The organism is Knoellia aerolata DSM 18566 (assembly GCF_000768695.1).
Lineage (GTDB): Bacteria > Actinomycetota > Actinomycetes > Actinomycetales > Dermatophilaceae > Knoellia > Knoellia aerolata.
On record NZ_AVPL01000006.1, the window covers coordinates 39384 to 52662 of the forward strand.

Annotated in this window: 15 protein-coding genes; 9 read left to right on the forward strand and 6 right to left on the reverse strand. The window is 72.2% G+C overall.

Annotated elements, in window-relative coordinates; genetic code table 11:
* Window positions 1–41: 41 nt before the first annotated feature.
* Both N801_RS04260 and N801_RS04265 read right to left on the reverse strand, forming a co-directional pair.
* Complete coding sequence (locus N801_RS04260; RefSeq protein ID WP_342666897.1) at window positions 42–1124, reverse strand: GNAT family N-acetyltransferase; 1083 nt, start codon at window positions 1122–1124, stop codon at window positions 42–44.
* Window positions 1121–1882 (reverse strand): HAD-IIA family hydrolase, encoded by a 762-nt coding sequence (locus tag N801_RS04265; RefSeq protein WP_052112598.1) that lies wholly within the window; start codon window positions 1880–1882, stop codon window positions 1121–1123. The genes N801_RS04260 and N801_RS04265 overlap by 4 nt, the downstream gene beginning before the upstream one ends.
* A gap of 83 nt (window positions 1883–1965) precedes the next feature.
* On the opposite strand from N801_RS04265, the gene fumC reads away from it, so the two are divergent.
* The gene (gene fumC, locus N801_RS04270; protein ID WP_035933329.1) at window positions 1966–3369 is read left to right on the forward strand and encodes a class II fumarate hydratase; all 1404 of its coding nucleotides are present in this window, start codon (window positions 1966–1968) and stop codon (window positions 3367–3369) included.
* Window positions 3370–3424: 55 nt separating this feature from the next.
* Here the strand turns inward: fumC and N801_RS04275 are convergent, their stop codons facing one another.
* A complete protein-coding gene (locus N801_RS04275; RefSeq protein WP_035933331.1) occupies window positions 3425–3844 on the reverse strand; it encodes a DUF5990 family protein in 420 nt (139 codons plus the stop codon).
* A 63-nt stretch (window positions 3845–3907) separates the two neighbouring features.
* On the opposite strand from N801_RS04275, the gene N801_RS04280 reads away from it, so the two are divergent.
* On the forward strand, window positions 3908–5725 hold the full coding sequence (locus N801_RS04280; RefSeq protein WP_035933334.1) for an alpha-amylase family glycosyl hydrolase: 1818 nt from the start codon (window positions 3908–3910) through the stop codon (window positions 5723–5725).
* Window positions 5726–5743: 18 nt separating this feature from the next.
* Here N801_RS04280 and N801_RS04285 read toward each other — a convergent pair whose 3' ends face one another.
* On the reverse strand, window positions 5744–7114 hold the full coding sequence (locus N801_RS04285; RefSeq protein WP_035933336.1) for an aspartate aminotransferase family protein: 1371 nt from the start codon (window positions 7112–7114) through the stop codon (window positions 5744–5746).
* A 231-nt stretch (window positions 7115–7345) separates the two neighbouring features.
* On the opposite strand from N801_RS04285, the gene trxA reads away from it, so the two are divergent.
* Both trxA and N801_RS04295 read left to right on the forward strand, forming a co-directional pair.
* Window positions 7346–7720 (forward strand): thioredoxin, encoded by a 375-nt coding sequence (gene trxA, locus N801_RS04290; protein WP_035933338.1) that lies wholly within the window; start codon window positions 7346–7348, stop codon window positions 7718–7720.
* Window positions 7721–7753: 33 nt separating this feature from the next.
* The gene (locus N801_RS04295) at window positions 7754–8716 is read left to right on the forward strand and encodes an SGNH/GDSL hydrolase family protein (protein WP_052112587.1); all 963 of its coding nucleotides are present in this window, start codon (window positions 7754–7756) and stop codon (window positions 8714–8716) included.
* Between the two features lie 75 nt (window positions 8717–8791).
* On the opposite strand, the gene N801_RS20560 is transcribed toward N801_RS04295, so the two are convergent.
* A complete protein-coding gene (locus N801_RS20560) occupies window positions 8792–8965 on the reverse strand; it encodes a hypothetical protein (protein ID WP_156996465.1) in 174 nt (57 codons plus the stop codon).
* 81 nt (window positions 8966–9046) lie between these two features.
* Here N801_RS20560 and N801_RS04300 point away from each other — a divergent pair, with 81 nt between their 5' ends.
* The 3 genes from N801_RS04300 to N801_RS04310 all read left to right on the forward strand — a co-directional run bounded on the left by N801_RS04300 (window position 9047) and on the right by N801_RS04310 (window position 11359).
* Entirely contained in the window at window positions 9047–9958 is a 912-nt protein-coding gene (locus tag N801_RS04300; protein WP_035933340.1) for a LysR family transcriptional regulator, read from the forward strand.
* Between the two features lie 73 nt (window positions 9959–10031).
* Window positions 10032–10370 (forward strand): PadR family transcriptional regulator, encoded by a 339-nt coding sequence (locus N801_RS04305; protein WP_035933342.1) that lies wholly within the window; start codon window positions 10032–10034, stop codon window positions 10368–10370.
* Window positions 10367–11359, forward strand: a complete 993-nt coding sequence (locus N801_RS04310) for a permease prefix domain 1-containing protein (RefSeq protein WP_052112588.1) — start codon at window positions 10367–10369, stop codon at window positions 11357–11359. Before N801_RS04305 ends, N801_RS04310 begins: the two co-directional genes overlap by 4 nt.
* On the opposite strand, the gene N801_RS04315 is transcribed toward N801_RS04310, so the two are convergent.
* Complete coding sequence (locus tag N801_RS04315) at window positions 11316–11669, reverse strand: DUF952 domain-containing protein (protein ID WP_035933344.1); 354 nt, start codon at window positions 11667–11669, stop codon at window positions 11316–11318. The two genes, N801_RS04310 and N801_RS04315, sit on opposite strands and share 44 nt — an antisense overlap.
* A gap of 62 nt (window positions 11670–11731) precedes the next feature.
* Between N801_RS04315 and N801_RS04320 the strand changes: the two genes are divergently transcribed.
* Both N801_RS04320 and N801_RS04325 read left to right on the forward strand, forming a co-directional pair.
* The gene (locus N801_RS04320; RefSeq protein WP_035933346.1) at window positions 11732–12208 is read left to right on the forward strand and encodes a GNAT family N-acetyltransferase; all 477 of its coding nucleotides are present in this window, start codon (window positions 11732–11734) and stop codon (window positions 12206–12208) included.
* Window positions 12209–12252: 44 nt separating this feature from the next.
* The gene (locus tag N801_RS04325; RefSeq protein WP_035933348.1) at window positions 12253–13269 is read left to right on the forward strand and encodes an NAD(P)-dependent alcohol dehydrogenase; all 1017 of its coding nucleotides are present in this window, start codon (window positions 12253–12255) and stop codon (window positions 13267–13269) included.
* Window positions 13270–13279: the final 10 nt, after the last annotated feature.

The window sequence follows — 13279 nt, forward strand, 5'->3', positions numbered from 1 at the left end:
CCGGTCGGACCGCCTGCGGCAGGTCCTTGACGCGATGCCGCTCAGGTCGTGATGTCGCGGTGCCAGGACTCGGTCCGGTACACCGTGCCCCACCCCATCGAGACGTAGAGACCGTTTGCCCCGGTCGGCGAGTCGTCGTCGACCTCGAGCCCCACCCGGCTGTGCCCGCGCTGCGCGGCGTCCCGGATCACGGTGTGGAGCAGGGCCTTGGCGACGCCCCGTCCCCGGGACAGGCGGTGGACGCCGATGTAGTCGACGTAGGAGCCGAACGCGCCCGATGCGTCGGGCGGCAGGATCGTCGCGACGAGAGCGCCGCCGGGCACGACCTCGCCCTCGACCTCGAGCTCGGCGATCCACCAGTGGTCCCAGCGGTGACCGGGGTCCTCCCGCAGCCGTGACAGGAACTCCGGGAACGACTCGCGGTAGCTGTTGAAGTGGTCGGCGAACGACTCCTCGAGCATCCGGTGCACCGTCTGCAGGTCGGCGGCCACCGGCAGCCCGTTGTCGTGCTTGCGGACCCGTCGGATCCTCACGCCCTCCCGAGGCCCGGGCAGCGCCCCGGCCGCGGCCTCCTCGGGCCGCACCGGTCTCGACATCTGCAGCCAGGACCGCGTGTGGCGGTAGCCCGCGGCCGAGAGCCAGCGGCGCTGGCGCCCGTCGTCGGCGTAGGCGCCGGAGTCGAGCTGGGTGCCGGGGAGGTCCCGGCCGCCGGCGATGACGCGTCCCGCCTCCTCCGACCACGCGAACAGGGCGGTCGCCAGCGCGTCGGCGTGCGGCTCGTCGAGGGCCGGGTCGACGAGCACCTCGACGAGGGTGCGTCCGGCCGCGCGGTCGTGGATCGACGCCCAGCCGACGACCCGGCCGTCGGCGTCGGCCACGACAGCCTGGTGGCGCGTCCACGACCCGGTGCCGGCGACGTTGCTCTCGACCGTGTCGGAGTCGACCGAGCCGGACCCCTTGACCGCCCGCTGGTGCGCCTCGGAGAGGGCCACGAGCGCGACCACGTCGTCGCGCGAGGGGACGCGCGCGACCCAGCCGTCCGGCATACCGGAGAGGTCGGGCAGCCCGGACTGGTGCGGCGGGATCTCGGTCTCGGACAGCGGGTCCGGCGTCTCGGCGCTCACGCGATGGGTCCGCCCGTCGCGACGAGCGGGACGAGGTCGGCGATCGAGTCCATCACCGCGGTCGGGCGGTACGGGAAGTGCTCCACCTGGGCCGGGGTGGTCGATCCGGTGAGCACGAGGACGGTGCGCAGCCCCGCCTCGAGACCCGACACGACGTCGGTGTCCATCCGGTCGCCGATCATCACCGTCGACTCGGAGTGGGCGTCGAGGCGGTTGAGGGCGCTGCGCATCATGAGCGGGTTCGGCTTCCCGACGTAGTAGGGCTGGCGGCCGGTCGCGGTCGAGATGAGCGCGGCGACCGACCCCGTCGCCGGGAGGATGCCCTCCGGTGACGGGCCGCTGACGTCCGGGTTGGTCGCGATGAAGCGGGCGCCCTTCTCGATGAGCCGGATCGCCTGGGTGATCTGCTCGAAGGAGTAGGTGCGCGTCTCGCCGAGCACGACGTAGTCCGGCTTGCGGCTCGTGAGGATGTAGCCGACGTCGTGCAGTGCCGTGGTGAGGCCGGCTTCGCCGACGACGTAGGCCGTGCCCTGCGGCCGCTGGTCCGCGAGAAACTGCGCCGTCGCCATGGCCGAGGTCCAGATCGCCTTCTCCGGGACGTCGATGCCGCTCGCGAGGAGGCGCGCGCGCAGGTCGCGGGCCGTGTAGATCGAGTTGTTCGTGAGGACGAGGAACGGGCGGCCGGCGCTCTGCAGTGCCGCGAGGAAGTCGGCGGCTCCGGGGATCGCGTGCTCCTCGTGCACGAGGACGCCGTCCATGTCGGTGAGCCAGGTCTGGACCGCGGGCCCGGTCACTGCGATGCCTCTGTCATGGCGCCATTGTCGCGCCTTACGGTGGAGTCATGGCGCAACCGACCGCACACCGCACCGAATCCGACACGATGGGCAGCATCGAGGTCCCCGCCGAGGCCTACTGGGGCGCGCAGACCCAGCGCAGCATCGAGAACTTCGACATCGGCCGCGACACCTTCGTCTGGGGCCGCCCGATGATCCGCGCGCTCGGCATCCTCAAGAAGGCTGCCGCGCTGGCGAACGGCGAGCTGGGCGAGCTCCCCGCCGACGTGGCCGACCTCGTGGCGCGCGCCGCCGACGACGTCATCTCGGGCTCGCTCGACGCGCAGTTCCCGCTCGTCGTGTTCCAGACCGGCTCCGGGACGCAGTCCAACATGAACGCCAACGAGGTCGTGTCCAACCGTGCCATCGAGATCGCGGGCGGCGAGCGCGGCTCCAAGACCCCGGTCCACCCCAACGACCACGTCAACCGCGGCCAGTCGAGCAACGACACCTTCCCGACCGCGATGCACATCGCCGTCGTGCTCGAGGTCGTCGAGCGTCTCGAGCCCGCCGTCGCGGAGCTGCGCGCGGTCCTCGACGAGAAGCGGACGGCATACGCCGACGTCGTCATGGTCGGCCGCACCCACCTCCAGGACGCGACCCCGGTGACGCTCGGACAGGTCTTCGGCGGCTGGGTCGCGCAGGTCGACGAGGCGATGCTCGCCTTGTCGTATGCCGTCGAGTCGGCTCGTGCGCTCGCCATCGGTGGCACGGCGGTCGGCACCGGGCTCAACGCCCACCCCCGGTTCGGGGCGCTCGCGGCGGAGAAGATCGCGGCCGAGACCGGGCAGCCGTTCCGCCAGGCACCGGACCTCTTCGCGGCGCTGTCGGCCCACGACGCGCTCGTCGGAGTGAGCGCCGGCCTGCGCACGCTCGGGGGTGTCCTCATGAAGCTCGCCAACGACGTCCGGTGGTACGCCTCCGGGCCGCGCAACGGGCTCGGCGAGCTGCGCATCCCCGAGAACGAGCCGGGCTCCTCGATCATGCCGGGCAAGGTCAACCCGACCCAGGCCGAGGCGCTGACGATGGTGGCGACGCGGGTGTTCGGCAACGACGCGACCGTGGCGTTCGCCGGCTCGCAGGGCAACTTCCAGCTCAACGTCTACAAGCCGGTGATGGCGCACGCGGTGCTCGAGTCGATCCGGCTCCTCGCCGACGGCTGCCGGTCGTTCACGGCGCACTGCGCCCGCGGCATCGAGCCGAACGCCGAGCGGATCCGGGCCAACCTCGAGAGCAACCTCATGCTCGTCACGGCGCTCAACCGCCACATCGGCTACGACAAGGCGGCGGCCATCGCCAAGAACGCGCACAAGCAGGGGCTGAGCCTGCGCGAGTCGGCGCTCGCGTCGGGTCACGTCACGGGCGAGCAGTTCGACGAGTGGGTCGTCCCGGAGGACATGACCCACCCCTGAGCCGGCGGGGACCGGGACGGGCCGGACGGACCGGGACGGACCGGGGTGCGGTCGGTCAGGCCAGGGTCCAGCGGATCGCCGGCGGCCGCACCGCCGCGCACACCGGCCGGCCGCCGGCGTCGGTGAGCGGGAGCCTGGCCTGCAGGGTCGCGCCCGGGCGAGCGGTCGCCATCTCGGCCGGGTCGAGGACGCCCAGCATGAGCTTGGCGCGGCGGGACGTGACGAACCCCGAGCCGTCGTCGTGGCCCCAGCAGAGGTAGAGGAACCGGTCGCCGCGCTTGCCCTGCACCCACGGCCCGCGGTAGTCGACGCCGGCCGGGGTGAGGACGACGTCGAGCTCGGCCTCGAAGGTCATCGACGAACCGGCCACCGGGCGGGGTGCGACGACCTCCCGCCCACGCTGCAGGCCGACGAGGACCTCGTTGCCGGCGACGACCGGCGACGGCAGCGAGGAGCCCACGATGCGCACGTCCATGCCGCCATCCTGCCCGTGGGCCGAGCCGGTGCCGGGTCGCCGCCGCCGACTAGGTTGGTCGCCATGAACTTCACCGCTCCCTCACCCCACGCCGGCATGGGCGCCGTCCCGGTCGAGGACGGCGTGACCTTCCGGGTCTGGGCGCCGCACGCCACGCGGCTGTGGGTCATCGGCGACTTCAACGGGTGGGACGGCGGCAACAACCCGCAGCTCGAGCGCGACGGCGACGGCTCCTCCGACCTGTGGTCGGTGCACGTGCCGGGCGCCAAGGCGGGTCAGGAGTACCAGTTCCAGCTCGACACGGGCTCCGAGGTCGTGTGGCGCGCCGACCCCTACGCGCGCCAGATGACGAGCTCCGTCGGCAACTGCGTCGTCTACGACCCCCACTCCTTCGACTGGGGCGACAACAACTTCCGTATGCCGGACTGGGACGACGTCGTCATCTACGAGCTCCACGTGGGCACCTTCTCCGGCGACGGCCAGAAGCGCGGGAGCTTCGACTCTGCCATCGGACGGCTGGAGCACCTGCGCGACCTCGGGGTCTCGGTCATCCAGGTCATGCCGCCGTTCGAGTACGCCGGCGACATCTCCTGGGGCTACAACCCGAGCCACCTGTTCGCCGTGGAGTCCGGCTACGGCGGGCCCGACGCCTTCAAGCAGTTCATCCGGGCGGCGCACGAGCAGCGGATGGCCGTCATCGTCGACGTCGTCCACAACCACATCGGCCCCTCGGACCTCGACCTGTGGCGCTTCGACGGCTGGCACGAGGGCGAGGGTGGCGGCATCTACTTCTACAACGACCACCGGGCCGACACCCCGTGGGGCGCGACGCGGCCGGACTACGGCCGGGCGGAGGTGCGGGGGTTCCTGCGTGACAGCGCGATGCTCTGGCTCGAGGAGTTCCACTGCGACGGGCTGCGGTTCGACGCGACCAACTACATCCGCTCCGTCACCGGCGGCACCTGGGACGACGGGGCGGCCATCCCCGACGGCGCCGACTACCTCGGCTGGCTGACGAGCGAGATCCGGGCCAACCAGCCGTGGAAGCTCCTCATCGCCGAGGACCTCCAGGATGACCTCGCGGTCATCGCCTCCCCGGACGACGGCGGGCTCGGCTTCCACGCCCAGTGGGACGCCGGCTTCGTCCACCCGGTGCGCAAGGCGCTCACCGAGCTGAGCGACGAGCACCGCGACATGGCGGCGGTCGTCGAGGCCGTCGTCGGCGAGGGGCGCGGCCCGTCCGGCTCGCGGGTCATCTACACCGAGTCGCACGACGAGGTCGCCAACGGCAAGACGCGGCTGCCCGAGGCGGTCGCCCCCGGTGACGCCGACTCCTGGGCGGCCAAGAAGCGGGCCGCGCTCGGCTTCGTCACCGTCATGTGCGCCCCCGGCCTGCCGATGCTGTTCCAGGGGCAGGAGTTCCTCGAGGACCGGTGGTTCGACGACTCGGTCGCGCTCGACTGGGGCAAGTTCGACCTCCACTCCGGCATCGTCGCCCTGCACCGCGACCTCATCCGGCTGCGCCGCAACACCGACGGCGTCAGCCGCGGGCTGCGCGGCGCCGGGATCCGCCCGCTCCGAGTGGACGACGAGGCCAAGATCATCGCCCTGCACCGCTGGGCCGAGGGTGGCGTGCACGACGACACGGTGGTCGTCCTCAACTTCGCCACCCGGTCCCACCACGAGCTCGCGGTGGGGCTGCCGGCGCCGGGACACTGGAAGGTCCGGTTCAACTCGGACTCGCCGCACTACGCACCGGAGTTCGGGGGCCACGACGCCTTCGACGTGGAGGCGGACGGGCCGGCGATGGACGGCTGCGACCAGAGCGCCACCCTCATGCTCGGCCCCTACAGCGCCGTCGTCCTCACCCGCGAGTCCTGACCCTGCCCGTCCCCCGGGTCAGTCGGTGACGTGGGCGTCGGCGACGGTGAGCGCCGAGTCGAGGATCTCCAGACCCTGGCGCATCTCGTCGGCAGTCGTCGTGCACGGCGGAACGACGTGAGTCCGGTTGAAGTGGACGAACGGCCAGAGCCCACCCTTGCGGCAGGCCGCCGCGAACTCGTTCATCGGGGCGGCGGCCGCACCGGAGGCGTTGAACGGGACCATCGGCTCGCGGGTCTCGCGTGATCGCACCAGCTCGACGGCATACATGAAGCCGACACCGCGGACCTCGCCCACGCAGGGGTGGCGCTCCGCGATGGCCTCCAGCCCGGGCCGCAGGACCGTCTCCTCGACACCGCGCACGTGCTCGAGGATGCCCTCGTCGCGGAAGATGCCGATCGAGGCCACCGCCGACGCGCAGGCGAGCGGGTGGCCCGAGTAGGTGAGCCCGCCGGGGTAGGGCCGGTCGGCGAAGGTCGCCGCGATGGCGGCCGAGATCACCACCCCGCCGAGCGGGACGTAGCCGGAGTTCACCCCCTTGGCGAAGCAGATGAGGTCGGGGGTGACGTCCCAGCGGTCGACCGCGAACCACTCGCCACACCGGCCGAACCCGGCCATGACCTCGTCGGCGATGAAGACGATCCCGTGCTCGTCGCAGATCCGGCGCACGCCCTCGAGGTAGCCGTCCGGCGGCACGAGCACGCCGTTGGTGCCGACGACCGTCTCGAGCATGATCGCGGCGATCGTCGCCGGGCCCTCGACCATGATCGTGTCGCGCAGGTGCTGGAGGGCCCGCTCGCACTCCTCCGCCTCGGTGCTCGCGTGGAACGCGGACCGGTAGAGGTAGGGGCCCCAGAAGTGGACGATCCCGGGGATCGACGGCTCGGAGCCCCAGCGTCGGGGGTCGCCGGTGGCCGCGATGGCCCCGGCGGTCGCGCCGTGGTAGCTGCGGTAGGTCGTGAGCACCTTGTGGCGACCGGTGTGCAGCCGGGCCATCCGCATCGCGTTCTCGGTCGCCTCCGCCCCACCGTTGGTGAAGAAGACCGCGTCGAGGTCGCCGGGGGCCAGTTCGGCGATGAGCCGGGCCGCCTCGGAGCGCGACTCGTTGGCGAAGGCCGGCGACACGGTGAGCAGCTTCTCGGCCTGCTCCTGGATGGCGGCGACGAGCCTGGGGTGCTGGTAGCCGATGTTGACGTTGACGAGCTGGCTCGAGAAGTCGAGGTAGCGGGTGCCGTCGGCGGTCCAGAAGTGCGAGCCCCGGGCCCGCGTGATCTCGGCCGGGGAGATCTGCGCCTGCGCGGACCACGAGTGGAAGACGTGGGCGCGGTCGGCAGCAGCCGTGGGGGTGCTGGGAACTGGGGGGCTCGGCGTGGTCACCTTCGCCAGCATAGGAGGACCGACGACGCGCGGCGCGTGTCACCTGGTTGATTTCTGTTCAAAACCCGTCGACCTCGCTAGGGTGTACAGCAGCCGGGCGCGCGTCGTGAATCCCTGTACCGACGCGCGCCCGTGGCGTGTCCCCGCCCGGTGCGGGGCGGGCCCGTGGATGAAGTCCGGGCCCCCGCGTGTTGACCCCCGTGAAGCACACGACCTTGACCCCGCTCCAGAGGAGATTCCTGCATGTCCACCGTCGAGCTGACCGCCGAGACGTTCGAGAAGACCGTGACGAGCAACGACATCGTGCTCGTCGACTTCTGGGCCGAGTGGTGCGGCCCGTGCAAGCGGTTCGCCCCCGTCTTCGAGGAGTCCTCGAAGAAGCACCCCGACGTCGTCTTCGCCAAGATCGACACCGAGGCCGAGCAGCAGCTCGCGGCCGCCGCGCAGATCACGTCGATCCCCACGCTCATGGCCTTCCGCGACTCGATCCTCGTCTTCTCGCAGCCCGGGGCCCTCCCCGGCCCGGCGCTCGAGGGCATCATCGAGCAGATCAAGGGCCTCGACATGGACGACGTCCGCGCCAAGGTCGCGAGCCAGGCCGCGCAGCCCGAGGCCTGACCCGCGGGGGGTCCCGGCTGGTTGGATGACCGCGTGCCCCTCACCTATGCCGCCCTCGGAGACTCGTATGCCGCCGGGGTCGGGGGAGGTGCCCGGCGCAGCGAGTGCTGGCGCACCGCGGGCGGCTACCCCGTGCTCGTCGCGCGGGCCCTCGGGGAGGACCTCGCGTACCAGGCCTGCCTCGGAGCGACCCTCGCCGATGTCGAGCGCGACCAGCTCGGAGTGCTCGGCCCCGACACCACGCACGTCTCGCTCACCGTCGGAGGCAACGACGTCGGCTTCGTGCCGGTGCTCGTCGAGTGCGCCAAGCCGTCCTGGATGGTCGACTCCGACGACGTCATCGACGCCGCCTTCGCGGTGCTCACCGGGGAGCTGCCCGGCCGGCTGAGCCGGGCCGTGGCGCGGGTCCGCGAGCTGGCGCCGAGTGCGGAGCTCGTCGTCACGGCATACCCCGTGCTGTTCAACGGCGAGGACTGCAACGCGCTGACGTTCTTCAGCCCGCACGAGATGACCCGCCTGGAGCGCGGGGTCGGCGACCTCGCCGACGTCATCGGCCGGGTTGCCGCGGCGGGCGCTGCGGCGTTCGTCGACCCTCGCGCCGCGTTCGCCGACCACGCGGTCTGCGACGGCGACGAGTGGCTCAGCGGTGTCTCGTGGCCGCTCGAGGAGTCGTACCACCCCAACACCGAGGGCCATGCGGCCTACGCCCGGCTCGTGCTCGAGGCGTTCGGTGCGCCCGCCGACGGCGCCCGCGCGCCCGGAGAGGTGGTCGTGCGGGAGGGGCCGCGCCGGCGCGGGACCGCGCCGACCTTCAGCCTGCCCGACCTGCTGTCCCGGCAGAGCCTCGACGGCGCCCTGCGCCACGGGCTCGACCCCGAGCGGGTGGCCGGCCTGGCTCGGCGGGCGGCTCACCCCGCCATCGGCCCGGAGGCCGCGGCCGCGAGCGCCGAGCTGCACGAGCTCGACCGGCTCGTGCGCGAGCGCCTCGCGAGATGAGTCAGCGCTGAACCGCGTCGGTTCAGCGCTGGGGGCGCCGTGGGGCGCGGGTGGAGCCCGTCGGGTGCGGTGGCGTCAGATCGAGCGGTGGTGCTGCTGGAACTGCTGGGCCACCATGAGCTCGTGGCTGGCGCGGGTCTGGTCCATGTCGACCGTGGTGGACCAGCCGGAGGCGCCCTGGCGGCGGAAGCTGCGGAGGCGGTCGGCGATGCGGTGGGCGGCGGAGGGGGTCTGCGTACGGGAGATCATGTCTCAATGATGCAGCCGTCAACTCCTTAGCACAACGTGATCTTACTTAGTAGTAGTTAAGTGTCACTGTAGAATGGTGGGATGCTCGACCCCCACCGCCTCCGCGTCTTCCGGGCCGTCGTCGGCAGCGGCTCGGTCCAGGCCGCCGCCGACAACCTCGGCCTCACCTCGAGCGCGGTGAGCCAGCACCTCAGCGCCCTCGCCCGGGAGACCGGGCTCGTGCTCTTCCAGCGCCAGGGGCGGGGCATCACGCCCACCGCGGCCGGGCTCGAGCTCGCGGCCCAGAGCGAGGAGGCGATGAGCCAGTGGGGGCGGCTCGACGCGGTCGTCGGCGACCTGCGGGAGGGACGCAGCGGCCGGCTGACGGTGGGCTACTTCAGCTCGGCGGGCTCGGCGTGGATGCCCGAGCTCGTCAAGAGCCTCACCGCACAGCTGCCCGACCTCACCGTGGACCTCGTCCTCACCGAGGTGACGGGCCGCAACGTCACCCCGGACATCGACATCGTCATCGACCCGCCTGACGGGGGTGGGCGGCCCGGCTACCGCCACGTTCCGCTCGCGAGCGACCCGTTCGTCGCCGTCGTGCCGGTCGAGCACGAGCTCGCCTCCTTTCGTGCGGTGAGCCTGGCGGACCTGCGCGGCCAGACCTGGGTGTCCAACGACCTCATCGGCAGCCTCGGGCACCGGATCGTCGTGTCCACCTGCGCCGCGGCGGGCTTCACCCCCCGCTTCGCGGTCCAGGCCCAGGAGCACCACTCGGCGATCCAGTTCGTCGCCGCCGGCGTGGGGATCTCGGTGATGCCGCGCCTCGCAGCCCGGGCGCTGCCGCGGGAGGTCACCCGGCTGAGGATCACCGAACCGACCCCGATGCGCCACATCTCGGCGCTCGTGCGCGAGACCGGGCGGCCGAACCCCGCCGCCGAGCACCTGCTCGAGATGCTCCTCGACCTCAACACGCACCCGTCGCGTCGCGGACGTCCCGTCGCAGGGTGACCCGCGCGGGCGGGCGGCCCGGGACGACGTGTGCCGTTGACTACAGTGTGTGACGCACAGTAATGTGTCCGGCATGGACGAGGACCTGGTCGCGGGACACCTGCAGGAGCTGCGGCGCGGCACCATCGTGCTCGCCTGCCTCACGACCCTGGCCCGGCCGCACTACGGCTACGGGCTGCTCGAGACCCTCGCCGAGGCGGGGTTCGAGGTCGACGGCAACACTCTCTACCCGCTGCTGCGGCGCCTCGAGAAGCAGGGGCTGCTCACGAGCGAGTGGAACACCGACGAGGCCAGGCCCCGCAAGTTCTACCGGGTGAGCGCGGACGGAGCCCTGATGCTCGACCAGCTCGTGGCCGAATGGCGATCGCTCGACCGGGCGATCGGTGCCCTCGACGGAGGAGAAGGACGATGACGACGACGACCCTGACCGACCGCTACGTCTGGACGGTCACCCGCCACCTCCCCGACGACACCGGGCCCGACGTCGCCCGCGAGCTGCGGGCGACGATCGCCGACGCCGTCGACGCCAAGGTGGACAGCGGGGTGGAACCGGCGCTCGCCGAGCAGGAGGTGCTCTCGGACCTCGGCGACCCCGACGTCCTGGCCCGCACCTACGGTGGGCGGCCGGCATACCTCATCGGTCCGGGCGTCTACCCCGACTACGTGCGGCTCATGCGGATCCTGCCGGTCATCGTGCTCCCGCTCGTCCTCGTCGGGAGCTTCGCGGCACGGGTGGTGTCCACGGGGGAGAGCTGGGGGCAGATCCTGCTCGACGCGTTCCTGCTCGTGCTGTCGGTGGGGGTGCACCTCGCGTTCTGGGTCACGCTGACCTTCGCCGTGATCGAGTGGTCCCGTCCCGAGGCCGAGCGCGACCGCCCGCTCAGCGAGTGGAAGCCCGACCAGCTGACGACCGAGGTGCCGTGGCGCAGCGTCGGCCTCGGCGAGACGGTGGCCTCGGTCGTGTTCTCGGTGGCGATGGCGGCGCTCGTCGCGTGGCAGTTCGCCGGCGTCTCGGGGAACGCCGTGCAGGTGCTCAACCCCGACGTGGACGCCATCTGGAAGGTCGCGCTCGTCGGGCTGTTCCTCGTCGACGCCGTGCTGGCCGTCGCCGTCCGGCGGGTCGGCCGCTGGACACCGACACTGGCGGCCGTCAACGTCGCGAGCAACGCGGCCGCGGCGGTCCTGCTGCTCTGGCTGCTTTCGCGCGACGAGCTGCTCACCGACCTGCCGACGGTGCTGGGCGAGCGGTTCGGCTGGTCGACCGACTGGTCCGTGCCCGCGGCTCTCGTCGCCGCGATCATCGTCGTCATCACCGTGTGGGACGGCACGGAGGCGGTCGTCAAGGCCCGTCGCTCGGTCAGGGCCGGGCGTGGGGTGGGCGCAGCACCCGCGTCTCGATGACCGCGTCGGGGTTGATCGGCCCGTAGACGTGCGGGAACGTCTCGCCGGTCGCGGGGTCGCCGACCTCGCGGAGCAACGGCGGTTCGAGGAGCTCGGGGTCGACGGTGAGCAGGAGCAGCTCGTGCGGCACGTCGGCGTAGTACCTCGTCAGCACCCCGTCGAGCTGGTCCGGGTCACAGCAGTGGATGAACCCCTCCTCCGCCAGGCTCCGGCCGAGGGTCGACTCGGTGAACGCCCCCTCCTCGACGGCCCGCGCCCAGGTCTGCGGGGAGGTGACGTGGTGGATGCGCCCGTCGCCGATGACGCTCATCTGCCGGTGCCCTCGTCGTTCGCCATGGAGCCCAACCTATGCCGCGGCATACAGTCGCGGCCATGACGATCCGCGAGGCCACGCCGGCCGACGTCCCGGCCATCCTGCAGCTCGTGCACGACCTTGCGGCGTACGAGAAGGAACCGCACCAGGTGGTGGCGACGCAGGACCACTTCCGTCTGGCGCTCTTCCCGGAGGCCGGCACCCCCACGACGTTCGCGCACGTCGCCGAGGTCGACGGGGAGGTCGTCGGGATGGCGGTCTGGTACCTCACCTTCTCGACGTGGACTGGCGTCAACGGCATCTGGCTCGAGGACCTGTTCGTCCAACCCGGGCAGCGCGGCAGCGGCCTCGGTCGCGAGCTGCTGGCCACCCTCGCGCGCACGTGCGTCGAGCGCGGCTACCAGCGGCTCGAGTGGTGGGTGCTCGACTGGAACGAGCCGAGCATCGGCTTCTACGAGAGCCTGGGTGCCCGGGCGCAGGACGAGTGGACCGTCTTCCGGATGGACGGCGCGGCGCTGGGCGAGCTCGGCGCCTGACCCGGAACCGGTGGACCGGGTCGACGGGGGCTAGCCTCGCGACTGTGAGAGCCGTCCTGCAGGACCGGTACGGACCGGTGTCGAGGCTGCGCTGCGGCGAGGTGCCGGTGCCGCAGGTCGCGGCCGACGAGGTGCTCGTCCGAGTGCACGCGGCGTCGGTGCACCCGGACGTGTGGCACGTCGTCACCGGCCGGCCCGCCGTGCTGCGACTCATGGGCTCCGGGGTGCGAGCACCAAAGGAGCACGTGCCGGGCAGCGACTTCGCCGGCGTGGTCACGGCCGTCGGCGACGACGTGCGCGCGGTCAGCGTCGGCGACGACGTGTTCGGGGAGTCACTGCCGAGCATGCAGTGGGTCAACGGCGCGACCTGGGCGGAGTACGTCGCCGTGCAGCAGGAGCGGTTGCTGCCCATGCCGACCGGGCTGTCCCACGTCGAGGCGTGCACGCTCCCGACCGCGGGCATCATCGCCCTCCAGTCCGTCCGCGACAACGCGAAGGTCGCCGCGGGCGACCATGTCCTCGTCAACGGCGCCGCCGGCGGGGTCGGCAGCCTGGCGGTGCAGATCGCCCGGGCCGACGGCGCCACGGTGACGGCCGTGGACGGACCCGAGAAGCAGGACCTGCTGCGCACCATCGGGGCCGACCACGTCATCGACCACACCCGCGTGGACTTCACCCGGGGCGACGACCGCTACGACGCGGTCATCGACATCCCCGGCAACCACCCGTTCGCCGCGATCCGCCGCGTCCTCGCCCCCGGCGGAAAGTACGTGCTGGTGGGCCACGACCAGTACGGCCGCGAGGGGCGGGCCGTCCTGGGCAGCATCCCGAGGATGTTCGGCCTCATGGCGCGGTCCGCGGTCAGCGACCAGATCCCGAAGGCGTCGTTCTCGAGCCGCCCGAAGCTGGAGTACCTGCGCGAGCTCGCCGACCTCGCCTCCGCCGGCCGGCTCCGACCGGTCATCGACCGGACCTTCCCGCTCGAGGACGCCGCCGCGGCGCTCGAGCACCTGGCCTCGGGTACCGCCCGGGGGCGCGTGGTCCTCGTCGTCACCCGCTGACCGCCGACGA

What these genes read in the sequence shown, in the direction of transcription:
- N801_RS04315 (WP_035933344.1), bottom strand. Translation starts at nt 11,669, where the DNA reads ATGAGCGTCATCGGCGACGGGCGCATCCACCACGTCACCTCCCCGCAG.
- N801_RS04310 (WP_052112588.1), top strand. Translation starts at nt 10,367, where the DNA reads ATGACGACGACGACCCTGACCGACCGCTACGTCTGGACGGTCACCCGC.
- N801_RS04300 (WP_035933340.1), top strand. Translation starts at nt 9,047, where the DNA reads ATGCTCGACCCCCACCGCCTCCGCGTCTTCCGGGCCGTCGTCGGCAGC.
- N801_RS04285 (WP_035933336.1), bottom strand. Translation starts at nt 7,114, where the DNA reads ATGCTGGCGAAGGTGACCACGCCGAGCCCCCCAGTTCCCAGCACCCCC.
- trxA (WP_035933338.1), top strand. Translation starts at nt 7,346, where the DNA reads ATGTCCACCGTCGAGCTGACCGCCGAGACGTTCGAGAAGACCGTGACG.
- N801_RS20560 (WP_156996465.1), bottom strand. Translation starts at nt 8,965, where the DNA reads ATGATCTCCCGTACGCAGACCCCCTCCGCCGCCCACCGCATCGCCGAC.
- N801_RS04265 (WP_052112598.1), bottom strand. Translation starts at nt 1,882, where the DNA reads ATGGACGGCGTCCTCGTGCACGAGGAGCACGCGATCCCCGGAGCCGCC.
- N801_RS04320 (WP_035933346.1), top strand. Translation starts at nt 11,732, where the DNA reads ATGACGATCCGCGAGGCCACGCCGGCCGACGTCCCGGCCATCCTGCAG.
- N801_RS04275 (WP_035933331.1), bottom strand. Translation starts at nt 3,844, where the DNA reads ATGGACGTGCGCATCGTGGGCTCCTCGCTGCCGTCGCCGGTCGTCGCC.
- N801_RS04280 (WP_035933334.1), top strand. Translation starts at nt 3,908, where the DNA reads ATGAACTTCACCGCTCCCTCACCCCACGCCGGCATGGGCGCCGTCCCG.
- fumC (WP_035933329.1), top strand. Translation starts at nt 1,966, where the DNA reads ATGGCGCAACCGACCGCACACCGCACCGAATCCGACACGATGGGCAGC.
- N801_RS04305 (WP_035933342.1), top strand. Translation starts at nt 10,032, where the DNA reads ATGGACGAGGACCTGGTCGCGGGACACCTGCAGGAGCTGCGGCGCGGC.